Raw genomic sequence first — 12,452 nt, forward strand, 5'->3', positions numbered from 1 at the left:
AGGTTGTGTATTACCATACTTGTATACAAGTATATCGTATTGATAAAGAGGTGATATTTTAGTGGATTATTCATATCCTGAACAATGGTTAGACGGTGTATCAAAAGGCGAAATGATTGCAGCTGAAATTCGTTTGAGAATTGTTGATGGTACGATAACACCTGACACTTTATTAACAGAAAATCAAATTGCTAAAGAATTTAACGTCAGTAGATCACCAGTTAGAGATGCCTTTAAATTGTTAAAACAAGATCAGTTAATTCATCTAGAAAGAATGGGTGCAGAAGTTCTACCATTTGATGACAATGAGAAAAAAGAACTTTATGATTTAAGAATTATGTTGGAATCTTTTGCGTTCAGTAGAATTAAACCCTTAATGCATACTCAAATTGTAAAAGAATTAAGAAAGCAATTAGAAATGATGAAGGTAGCGGTGAAATTTGAAGATGCAGAAGCGTTTACAGAACATGATATGAAATTTCATGAAGTAACAATTATGGCATCTAAACATCAATACTTAAAAACATGTTGGAATAATTTACGTCCGGTAATGGAAGCACTTATTTTGTTATCTATGCGTAAACGTATGAATGAAAACCCTGAAGACTTTGAAAGGATTCACCAAAACCACGAAGTATTTATCGAAGCGATTGCAAATAAAGATGCGCACAAATTGAAAGAAGCATTTCATTTAAACTTTGATGACGTGGGTGATGATATCGAAAGCTTTTGGTTAACTTAGCATTTTAACGCAGTGAAGAATCGGGAGGCAAAAGCATGAAATACATGATAGGTGTCGATATAGGCACAACAAGTACAAAATCAGTACTTTATGACGAAAAAGGTCAATTTATAATGAAACATAATATCGGTTATCAATTGCATACACCGAATGTTGAAATATCAGAAGAAAACCCAGATGAGTTATTTGATGCGGTATTAATGACGATTAAGTATGTCATGAGAGAAGCTGATATTGATAAAAAAGATTTGAAGCTTATTTCATTTAGCGCTCAAATGCATAGTCTTATAGCAATGGATGCTAGCAATCAACGTTTGACTGAAAATTTAACTTGGGCAGATAATAGAGCGAGCAAATACGCAGAAGAAATTAAAAATAGCCATAACGGTGATGCGATTTACCAACGAACTGGAACACCAATACATCCTATGTCTCCACTATCTAAAATATTTTGGATGAAGCATGAACAACAAGAAATATACAATCAAACAGCTATTTTTGCTGATATCAAAACGTATATTTTCTATCAATTATTCGAGAAATTTGTAATAGATCATTCTATGGCATCATCAACGGGTATGTTGAATTTGGAAACATTATCTTGGGATAAAGAAGCGCTCGAATTATTAGGTATTAACGAATCGCAATTGCCTGAACTTGTACCAACGACACATATATTAAAAGGTATGAAACGTCGTTATGCAACATTGATGGGCATTGATGAGAATACACCAATCGTTGTTGGCGCAAGTGATGGTGTATTATCTAATTTAGGTGTAAACGCTTTTAAAAAAGGTGAAGTTGCTGTAACTATAGGTACTTCAGGCGCTATAAGAACTGTTATAGATAAACCGCGTACAGATTATAAAGGTAGAATCTTTTGCTATGTATTAACAGATGATCATTATGTTATTGGTGGCCCCGTTAATAATGGCGGCGTAGTACTGCGATGGTTACGTGATGAGTTATTAGCAAGTGAAGTTGAAACAGCAAAACGTTTAGGAGTAGACCCATATGATGTACTAACTAAAATTGCTAATCGAGTTAAGCCTGGTGCAGAAGGTCTAATATTCCATCCGTATTTAGCGGGTGAACGAGCGCCATTATGGAACGCAGATGCGAGAGGTTCTTTCTTTGGATTGACGTTATCTCATAAAAAGGAACACATGATTAGAGCTGCATTAGAAGGTGTTCTTTATAATCTATATACAGTTTATTTAGCCTTGGTTGAGGTTATGGATGAGACTCCATCAACTATTAAAGCTACTGGTGGCTTCGCTAAAAGTGAAGTTTGGCGTCAAATGATGGCAGATATTTTCGATACTAATTTAAGTGTCCCAGAAAGTTATGAAAGCTCATGCTTAGGTGCTTGTGTATTAGGAATGAAAGCGTTAGGAGAAATTGAAGATTTTTCAATTATTGAGGAAATGGTTGGTACTACAAATGAACATAAACCAAATGAGGACAATGTGAAAATATACCAACAATTGATTTCAATATTTATAAACTTAAGCCGTTCGCTAGAGGATCGTTATACAGAAATTTCAGCGTTCCAACGTGAACATATGGATTAATGATAATCAAGTAAATAGGTTGGAGGAAAAGGAAAGTTGTAATTAGTAGTTGTCATTGGGTGACAATTTATTTAATTCCCTTTCCTGCATACCTATAAATAGCACAGTTGGGAAAGTTTTTTAGAATAAAAAGAAAGCGTTACCAAGATTGAAGTGGCTATGTCTGTTAGCTATATTCATTCTTTACTATGGAAGGGGAGAACGATGATGTTTGAAACAATTTGGCCATTGGCTACGGTGGTAATAGGTATTATCGTATTACTATCATTAATAATCTTCTTGAAATTAAATACCTTTATTTCATTAATAATTACATCTATTGTAACTGCAATATTACTGGGAATGCCTTTAGATAAAATAATAGAAACTGTTGAAAATGGTATGGGCAGTACACTTGGTCATATTGCTTTGATTTTTGGACTTGGCGCCATTTTAGGTAAATTACTTGCGGATGGTGGCGGAGCGACGCGTATAGCTGACACGCTAATTAAAAAGTTTGGCCATAAACATGTGCAATGGGCAATGCTTGTTGCAGCATTTATTGTAGGTATCGCACTATTCTTTGAAGTGGGATTAGTATTGTTAATACCATTAGTGTTTACTATAGCTAAGCGTGCAAATGTATCACAGTTAAAACTAGGTTTACCAATGGTAGTAGCTTTATCTGTGACACATGGCTTCTTGCCACCTCATCCAGGACCAGTAGTTATTGCAAAAGAATTGGAAGCTAACTTGGGTCATGTGTTAATGTACGGTATTATTATTGCTATTCCTGTTACATTGATAGCAGGACCATTATTTAATAAAATTGCACAAAAAATCGCACCAACTGCTTATGCACGTGAAGGTGACATATCAGCATTAGGTGCACAAAGAGAATTTAGTGAAGCTGAGATGCCAGGATTTAGTATTAGTTTATTAACAGCTGTTTCACCAGTCATCCTAATGTTGTTTTCTACAATTGTACAATTAATTACAGGTAATGAAACAGCGACGAACGGTTTTGAATCTGTAGTTTATTTTGTAGGTACAGCGGGAACTGCGATGCTTATTGCAGTATTGTTTGCCATATTTACAATGGGAATTAAGCAAGGGCGTAACAATTCAGAAATTATGGATTCAGTATCTAATGCAATTTACCCAATTGGTATGATGATTTTAATTATTGGAGGTGGTGGTACCTTCAAACAAGTACTAATAGATGGCGGTGTTGGAGATACAATCGCTAAATTGTTCGAAGGTACAGAAATGTCTCCTATACTATTAGCGTGGATTGTGGCTGCAGTATTACGTATTGCACTAGGGTCTTCAACGGTAGCGGCGATTTCTTCAACGGGGATAGTATTACCGTTATTACAAGCTTCAGATGTTAACGTAGCTTTAGTAGTGCTTGCTATAGGTGCAGGTAGCGTTATATTATCCCATGTTAATGACGCGGGATTCTGGATGTTTAAGGAATATTTTGGCTTAACAGTCAAAGAAACATTTTTAACTTGGTCACTACTGGAAACAGTAATTTCAGTTACTGGAATCGTGTTTATATTAATACTAAGTATTTTTGTATAAATTATTTAAATATTAACTATAAATTAGTTGAGTATATTCCAGCAGAAAACTAGGATGAAAATCTAATAATAAGTGTTCATTGAACTAATAAAGTAATGACAATGAAAAACTTGAGGAGACAGGTGTGCCAATACAAACTTTGGTTTCTACCTGACTCCTTTATTTTTATCAACACAGTGAAAAAATAAAATTATATAATATAAGTAAATAATATTATGACTAACAAGGAGGAACTGTAAATGACAAAATTTAGTACAGATAGTTTTTCTGTAAAAGGTAAAAATGCAATTGTGACAGGTGGTGCTAGAGGTTTAGGAAAATACTATACTATCGCATTAACGATGTATGGTGCTAATGTCACAGTTGTAAGTTCTTCAAATCAAGCGTGGGAAGACCTAAATGAAAGTGTCGAACAGAACGAAGGTAAGGTGTCATTTATACAACAAGATCTAAAAGAACAAGGCGCAGCAGAAAAGGTTGTTGCTCAAGCTGTGGAAACATGGGGAAGTTTAGATATTTTAGTAAATAATGCTGGCGTTCAAATTAGAAATAATGTCTTAGACTATAAAGATGAAGATTGGCAAAATGTTATAGATATCAATTTGAACGCAACGTATTATATGGCACATGAAGCGGCTAAAGTTATGACAGAACAGCAAACTGGTAAAATTATTAATATAGGTTCTATGCAGTCATATCGTGCAGGTAAAAATATCTTTCCTTATGCAGCTAGTAAACATGGCGTCGTTGGTATTACACGTGCGTACGCTGATGCACTAGCCCCTTATAACATTCAAGTGAATGCACTTTCTCCTGGTTACATACGTACTGATATGACTAAAGTATTAGAAGAAGATCCAATAAGAGGGCCAGAAATTAAAGGACATATACCATCTGGTGAGTGGGGGGTGCCCGAAAATTTAATGGGGCCTTTAATATTTTTAGCAAGTAGTGCATCTGACTATGTTACAGGGACAACATTACCTGTTGATGGCGGTTATTTATTAAGATAACAAATTATTATTAGCAATTATTTATAGGAGGCAAGTACATCGTGTTTGTACTTGTCTTTTTTTATAGGATATTGAAGTTCAGTAAGAAACTAAATAGTCATCTAAAAGATATACTATTGAAAATACAACATAAATTATGCTTTAAATGATAAAATGTAGAAGCGATTGCTCATTCTACGTATGATAAATGGGGTATCGATTTATAAATGAGCCAGAAAGTTGAGCTATATAAAGTCAATCATTTTATGATGATTTAAGGGGTAAGTTATTTTGTCTTTTTAATTTAGGGGGATTACATTATGAAAAGAATCTTATTAATTGCAAGTGCATTTATTGGTGTCATTGTAGGCGCTGGTTTTGCTTCTGGCCAAGAAGTACTTCAATATTTTACAAGTTTTGGTATTATGGGAACGTTTGGTGCAATTATTACAACTGCACTATTTACTTATGTGGGTATGATGCTTGTATGGCTAGGTAGTAAATTCAAGACAGATTCTCATAAAGAAGTGATACATAATATAACGGGGAAATCATTGGTAGGAAAAATACTTGGTTGGATTATTGACTTAGTTATTATCTTTACTTTATTTGGTGTAGGTGTAGTAATGATTGCAGGAGCGGGTTCAAACCTTAATCAACAATTTGGTTTACCTTCTATTGTGGGTACGTTATTAATGACTGCATTAATCTTGTTAGCAGGTATGTTAAAGGTTGAAGGTGTGGTAAAAGTTATTGGCAATATAACACCATTTTTAATTATATTTATTATTCTTATTTCAGTTTATAGTTTTATTACTACAAATACACCATTTTCACAGCTTAATACATTATCAGATGCTAAACCTTCAACATTACCAAACTGGTTTGTAGCTGGAGTGAACTACGCTTCCTTTAATACTGCTGTTGGTGCTTCAATGGCTATAGTCATGGGAGGCTCAGAGAAGAATACGAAGGTTGCTGCAACTGGTGGATTAATTGGTGGTCTTGCATTAGGTGTTATGATTGTATTGAGTCACTTGGCTATTTTCACACAAATTGATGTTGTTGGTGATATGGATATGCCGATGTTAGGTATTGTAAATAATATTTCGCCTGTGCTAGGTATTATCATGGCAATTGTTATATTCGGTATGATATTTAATACTGGATTAGGAATGTTTTATGCATTTGCGTCACGCTTTACGGTAGTAGACACAATGAGATTTAAAATATTCTATACGATAGCAGTTATCGTGGGATTGTGTTTAAGCTTTGTCGGATTTACAGATTTAGTAGCTATATTCTATCCATTAATTGGCTATTTAGGGCTCGTACTTATTTTGGTGTTGTGCTATGCGCCATTTAAACTTAAGTTTAATAACAAAAATGTATAAACGATTTAAAAAATGTTATTAAAATAAAATGAAACCTAAGGCTTAATAAAATAAAATAAAATTTACACCCCCATTCTTTTATTTTTAGTTATAATAAAATAAAGGAATGGGGTGATTTTTTATGAATGAGAACACGTTAGAAATTTTACAAATGAATGCACTTCAATTATTGGGTATCCAATTAGAAGGTTATGATATGAGTGATATAAAAGGTATTAGCACACATATTAAAACACCATTTACAAATACTGCAAGAAAACAATTTAAAACTGAACTTAAGCACTTTATCGTTCATATGAAAAGTAATAAAATTTATCATTATTCTAATAGTTTTGATGTTAATTTTTTGATTTTTAAATTTAAGAAAATGAAGCAGATTTATATCATTGGACCTTTTATGGAGCAAAGACCGAATGAACGACGTTGTAATGAGCTACTGCAAAGAGCAGATATTAAAATATCAAAGTTGTCAATATTAAAACAATATTTACTTAGTATACCTTTGTGTCATTGTGTTAAAGCTCAAAAGATGTGCCGATTAGCAATTCGCTTTTTAAAAAAGAGAAACGTTGTTTATGAAACAGTAAAGATTGATTTCAAGTTTCATTCAACTATAGAAGTGTTAGCTGAACCGAGAGCACAAATGGATTATACACTACAAGAAATAGAACGACGCTATAATTTAGAGAATCAATTACTTACTGCAGTTGAAAATGGAAATGTGATAGAAGCGTTATCAATTTTAAATGAAATGAATGTATCTGTATCAGGTTTACGTAGAGTTAAAGATGATGTTTCTAATGAACAATACAAAGCATTTCTTATAAATACGTTATGTCGAAAGGCAGGGGAAAAGGCAGGTATTAGCTTAATTCACATTGATGAAATATCCGAGAGGTATGCTGCTATCATCGATCAAACTGTGGACAGTGAGATGTTTGATGAGATTATTCAGGAAATTGTTAAAGAGTATGCGGAAAAAGCTATGAAGACAAAAGCTAATGCTTATAGTCCAAAAGTAAGTAAAGTAATACAGTATATAGAAAGAAATTTGGACAATACTTTGTCCTTAAAAGAATTAGCTAGTCATGTTGATTTAGCTCCTAGTTATTTATCTAGGATATTTAATCAAGAAATTCACAAATCAATTTCGCAATATATCATTGAACTAAGAATTAAAAAAGCACGCGATTTGATAGCTAGAACTAAGATGACAGTTTCTGAAGTTGCTTCATATGTAGGATTTAAAGAACAAAGTTACTTCACACAATGCTTTAAAAAGCAATATGGAGCACCTCCATTAAAATATAGAACTGAGCACAAAGAATTTTACTAAGAGTTAACTTCAAAAATTAAAATTTATAAATAAAGTTGCTGTTTTGGTAAAAAAATTATAAAAAATGTAAAAATAGTCTCAAAAAATAATCAAAACAGTATAGAAAATACAATTTTACAATATGATAAAACAATTTAAGTAATGTATTTTCTAATAAATAATTTCACTCATGAAATTTTTACAATATACTTTAGTTATAGCTTTTATTCGTGTTATCTCAGTTTAAATCATAAGGATGTATATTATACATTTATAACAACGTTGTTATTTTTATGTTGACTGTTTTATTTTAAAAAATATAATAAAAGAAAGACCTCTATAAATTACTCGCAGGGATGAATTCAATCATATGAAATGATAAAGAAATTTGTAGAGTTAATTTTTTTACGTACATAAGAAAACGCTTACAATATGAGGTGTTTTTTTATCGAGTATTAGTTATGAATACAGTTACGAATACATACTAAGAAGTTATTGGAACAGTTATTTATTCCAAGTACTTTAATAGTGGAAAGAGGTAATCGATATGGTTACAGCAAAATTAAAGCCAGCAAACATTAAACTAAAGCGTTTTAAAGAAATTCAGGAGCCTAGGTTGAAATTTAAAGAAAAGTTATCTTATGGATTTGGTGACTTAGGTAACGGCATGATGTTCGATATGGGGCAGATTTACTTACTTTTATTTTATACTGACATATTAGGAATACCTTCGTGGGTAGGAGGTTTAGTTTTTTTAGTTTCGAAATTCTTTGATGCCTTTGTTGATACAGCTGTAGGTACAATTGTAGATAACCAAACTAATTTTGCTAAACGTGGTAAATTTAAACCATTTATTTTATATGGCAGTATACCGTTAGCAATACTGACAGTCATAACATTTTTATCACCAGAGATAGGACAAACTGGAAAAATTATATGGGCTTTTGGTTCGTATTTGTTATTTAATGCAGCATATTCATTTGTAAATATTCCATATGGCTCACTGTCTGCGTCTATGACTATTAATGCGGATGATCGTACGCAATTATCGGTATTCCGTAACATGGGATCTCAAGGTGCGATGTTTATATCTGGTATTGTCGTTATACCTGTTGTTAGTTTATATCCGAATCATCAAATAGGTTATCCAATAGCAGTTGGGATGCTTGCTATTGCTGGAGTGATATTCCATATGATTTGTTATAAAGGTGTAACTGAAAGACATACGATTGAAAGACCGAAAGAAAAAGGGATTGGTCGTAAAGCATTTTTAAATTTATTGAAAAATAGACCATTCATCATATTGGCAATTTATACACTTTTAACAATTAGTGCACTATTTTTACAGCAAGCTTCGCAATTATATTATTTTAAATATGTTTTAGGAGAACAAAATTTAGTAGGGATAGTTAGTACGTTAAACTTTCTTGTGCTAATTCCAGCGTTAATATTAACAACGTTCTTAAGTAGACTGGTTGGTAAGAAAATGACTGCGATTATAGGCGTAGGAGGATTTATTCTATTCCAATTCATCAATTTCACTTTTTTCTCAGATCATATCGTAATGTTCTTAGTGGTTAATACCGTTGCACAATTATTCTTGGTCATTCCTAATACTGTAACTTGGGCATTTATTGCCGATGTTGTGGAATACGGGCAATGGCAATCGGGTCTTAGATCTGAAGGAATTATATATGCGAGCTATAGTTTTACAAGAAAAATATCACAAGGTTTAGCAGGATTTATACCAGGTGCCTCTTTAACACTGATAGGATTTGTTCCAAATGCTACACAATCAGCAGACACATTACATGGGTTGAAAGTATTATTCTTTATCGTTCCTGCGACAGCTTGTTTAATTGCAATCATACTATTTTTCTTTGCATATCCTTTAACCGACCGTAAGCATAAACAAATCGTTAAAGAGTTAGCATTGAGAGAAGAATTGTAGATAGGTTTAATAAAATTGAAAGGAGTAATTAATTATGTTGTATCCAGTTGTAAATGAATTTAGAAGTATCATTGATTTGAATGGTATATGGCGTTTTAAATTAGAGGGGAATGAAGATCGGATTGATGTGTCACAACCATTAAATACTACACAAGTCATGGCTGTGCCAGGTTCGTTCAATGACCAAGGTGTCACTGCTAATATTCGTAACCATGTAGGGAACGTTTGGTATGAAAGAACATTTACTGTTCCCAACGTCTTAAATAATGAACGTATTGTCTTACGATTTGGTTCAGCAACACATAAGGCAACTGTATATATTGATGGTAAAGAGGTAACATCACACCAAGGAGGTTTCCTACCATTTGAAGTAACATTAGATAAAGCTTACACAGTTGGGACACATCGTTTAACGGTATGCGTAAATAATATATTAGATGAAACAACTTTACCGGTTGGAGATTATAACGAAATAACAGATGCAGAAGGTAATGTGATTAAGAAGAATACTCCAAACTTTGATTTCTTCAATTATGCGGGTTTACATAGACCTGTAAAAATATATACAACACCTAAGATGCATATTCAAGATATTGAAATTGTACCTGAATTACTAGGTGATGATGCTTATGTAAATTATAAAGTGAGCACGAACCATAGCGGAGGGACTGTTGAGGTTCGATTAGTGGATGAAGACAAGCAAGTTATAGCGGAATCAACAGGTATAGAAGGTACGATAAAGGTTCAGAATCCACATCTTTGGAAACCATTAAATGCGTATTTATATCATTTAGAAGTGTCACTTATAGAAGATGGATCGTTAATTGATACTTATGCTGAGCGATTTGGTATACGTTCTGTCGAAGTGGCTAAGGGTAAATTTTTAATTAATGGAGAGCCGTTTTATTTTAAAGGCTTTGGTAAGCATGAGGATAGTTATTATCATGGCAGAGGTATGAATGAAGTAGCGAATGTATTAGACTTTATCTTGATGAAATGGATTGGAGCAAATTCATTTAGAACTTCACACTACCCGTATTCAGAAGAAATGATGCGCTTAGCTGATGAACAAGGTATAGTGGTGATTGATGAAACGACTGCAGTAGGCGTTCATTTAAACTTTAATGCCATTTTAACTGGTGAAAAAGCAAGAAATACATTTGAAGAAATAGGTACGAAAGCGGCGCATGAAGCTGTGATTAAAGGGTTAATTGAACGTGATAAAAACCATGCATGTGTAGTTATGTGGTCGATTGCCAATGAGCCAGCTTCTGACGAACAGGGTGCTAAAGCATATTTCGAACCATTAGTGAAACTAGCACGAACGTGTGATCCACAACAGAGACCTGTGACAATTGTAACAATACTGACTTCTCAACCAGACACATGCCAAGTGCAAGATTTAGTCGATGTATTATGCTTAAATAGGTACTATGGTTGGTATACTCAAACAGCAGATTTGAAAGCAGCTAAATTGGCACTAGCAGAAGAGTTAGATGGTTGGAGTATTAAACAACCAAATAAACCAATTATGTTTACTGAATATGGCGCTGATACAGTGGCAGGAATGCATGCATTAAACGATGAATTATTCACAGAAGAATACCAAATACGTTATTATGAAGCCAATCATGAAGTGATTGATAAGTATCCACAATTTATTGGAGAGCAGGTATGGAATTTTGCAGATTTTGAAACTTCTACTGGTATTATTAGAGTTCAAGGAAATAAGAAAGGAATTTTCACACGTGAAAGAAGGCCAAAAGCCGTTGCTCATTACTTCAAAGAAAGATGGTCAAATATTCCGGATTTTGGATATAAAAAATAACATATAAACAAGAGAGTTGGACAGAAATCTTAAGGTGCAACATATTTAAATGGTTTATATGAGGCGATAGCTAAAAAGTATAGCACATAGTCCTAGAAAATAAGTACCAGTTTTTGTAAAGTATTTAATAATAATTATGGTGGACAATATCATGGTATTTGATGGGCAAAGAGAAATGTCAAATATAAGACTTTAATGGAATAATAAAAAAGAATAAAAGTGATGATTTTGTGAAAATAATCACAAAAAACTTTTAATTTGCTAGAACATGGATTATGATAAGGGTGTAGAAGATAAACAAAGCTTCTTAATAGAAAAACTACGGAGTGATTAATTATGAGAAAAGTAATTGAAACAGTTATTTTTTCAAACGAAAGTAGTTATGAAATTTACACACACACAGGTGTAAACCAAGGTATTATTAATGACATTAAAGATGGATACAGAAGTATTGACTATATAGCTTACATTGATGCAGAGAAAATTTACAACTATGGTTTAAAGAAAGAGCTATTAGTTAACCAATAATACACTGTATACATCGATGTGAATTGAAGTTTAATAGTGTTTTTAATATGCGCTTACAATAAAAACCTATTAACTTTATGTAAGTTTTTCTCCCCAGTGAAACTTTCATGATTTATTTAAACACCCTCACCCCCAGTATTATGAAAAGCCTACACATACTGTTTTTACAGTAGTGTAGGCTTTTTCTACATTAATTTAAACGAAAATATATTGAACGGCTACTCTTAGATATATGCTTTGAAATTATGTTTAACTGAATTAAAGTCATAAACGGAATTATACATACGCATGCGAATGTGGTCTTGTGAAGCATACGGTATACGTAAATGATCATGTTGTTCCACGTAGCTACGGAATTCACGTTCCAGTTTATTGCGTTGGCTTAAAGACATTTGAATCCATTCTTCTTGTTCAAACAAAGCTTCAAAACGAAATTCAAAATTATCTTTGGCCATAGATGCATGTAAATGATTGATTCTTTCATCAAAGTTCAAATTTAATCCCCCTTTTAACAAATGCTATTAAATTGATATACACCCATTATATACCCACATTAAATGGA

At 32.9% G+C, this 12,452-nt stretch carries 10 protein-coding genes; 9 read left to right on the forward strand and 1 reads right to left on the reverse strand.

Annotation, left to right across the window (positions count from 1 at the left end; all coding sequences use genetic code 11):
* Positions 1-61 precede the first annotated feature (61 nt).
* The 9 genes from ACW5YJ_RS03885 (at position 62) to ACW5YJ_RS03925 (ending at position 11,890) form a co-directional block, all read left to right on the forward strand.
* Positions 62-742, forward strand: a complete 681-nt coding sequence (locus ACW5YJ_RS03885; protein ID WP_017723126.1) for a GntR family transcriptional regulator — start codon at positions 62-64, stop codon at positions 740-742.
* A gap of 35 nt (positions 743-777) precedes the next feature.
* A complete protein-coding gene (gene gntK / locus ACW5YJ_RS03890) occupies positions 778-2,316 on the forward strand; it encodes a gluconokinase (RefSeq protein ID WP_135091912.1) in 1,539 nt (512 codons plus the stop codon).
* A 207-nt stretch (positions 2,317-2,523) separates the two neighbouring features.
* Positions 2,524-3,882 (forward strand): gluconate:H+ symporter, encoded by a 1,359-nt coding sequence (locus ACW5YJ_RS03895; protein ID WP_017723128.1) that lies wholly within the window; start codon positions 2,524-2,526, stop codon positions 3,880-3,882.
* A gap of 239 nt (positions 3,883-4,121) precedes the next feature.
* Positions 4,122-4,895, forward strand: a complete 774-nt coding sequence (locus ACW5YJ_RS03900) for an SDR family oxidoreductase (RefSeq protein ID WP_107551909.1) — start codon at positions 4,122-4,124, stop codon at positions 4,893-4,895.
* 299 nt (positions 4,896-5,194) lie between these two features.
* Positions 5,195-6,268 carry a YkvI family membrane protein gene (locus tag ACW5YJ_RS03905; protein WP_107551910.1) on the forward strand — a complete coding sequence of 358 codons (1,074 nt, stop codon included), beginning with the start codon at positions 5,195-5,197 and terminating at the stop codon, positions 6,266-6,268.
* Positions 6,269-6,389: 121 nt separating this feature from the next.
* Entirely contained in the window at positions 6,390-7,604 is a 1,215-nt protein-coding gene (locus ACW5YJ_RS03910; protein WP_017723131.1) for a helix-turn-helix domain-containing protein, read from the forward strand.
* 526 nt (positions 7,605-8,130) lie between these two features.
* Positions 8,131-9,534: an MFS transporter gene (locus tag ACW5YJ_RS03915; RefSeq protein WP_457338512.1), complete on the forward strand. Its 1,404-nt coding sequence runs from the start codon at positions 8,131-8,133 to the stop codon at positions 9,532-9,534.
* A 34-nt stretch (positions 9,535-9,568) separates the two neighbouring features.
* Positions 9,569-11,362, forward strand: a complete 1,794-nt coding sequence (gene uidA, locus ACW5YJ_RS03920; protein ID WP_457338513.1) for a beta-glucuronidase — start codon at positions 9,569-9,571, stop codon at positions 11,360-11,362.
* Between the two features lie 336 nt (positions 11,363-11,698).
* Positions 11,699-11,890 carry a hypothetical protein gene (locus tag ACW5YJ_RS03925; RefSeq protein WP_017723134.1) on the forward strand — a complete coding sequence of 64 codons (192 nt, stop codon included), beginning with the start codon at positions 11,699-11,701 and terminating at the stop codon, positions 11,888-11,890.
* Between the two features lie 224 nt (positions 11,891-12,114).
* On the opposite strand, the gene ACW5YJ_RS03930 is transcribed toward ACW5YJ_RS03925, so the two are convergent.
* Positions 12,115-12,384: a DUF1413 domain-containing protein gene (locus tag ACW5YJ_RS03930; RefSeq protein WP_017723135.1), complete on the reverse strand. Its 270-nt coding sequence runs from the start codon at positions 12,382-12,384 to the stop codon at positions 12,115-12,117.
* Positions 12,385-12,452: the final 68 nt, after the last annotated feature.

The organism is Staphylococcus sp. mip270_02 (assembly GCF_054031535.1).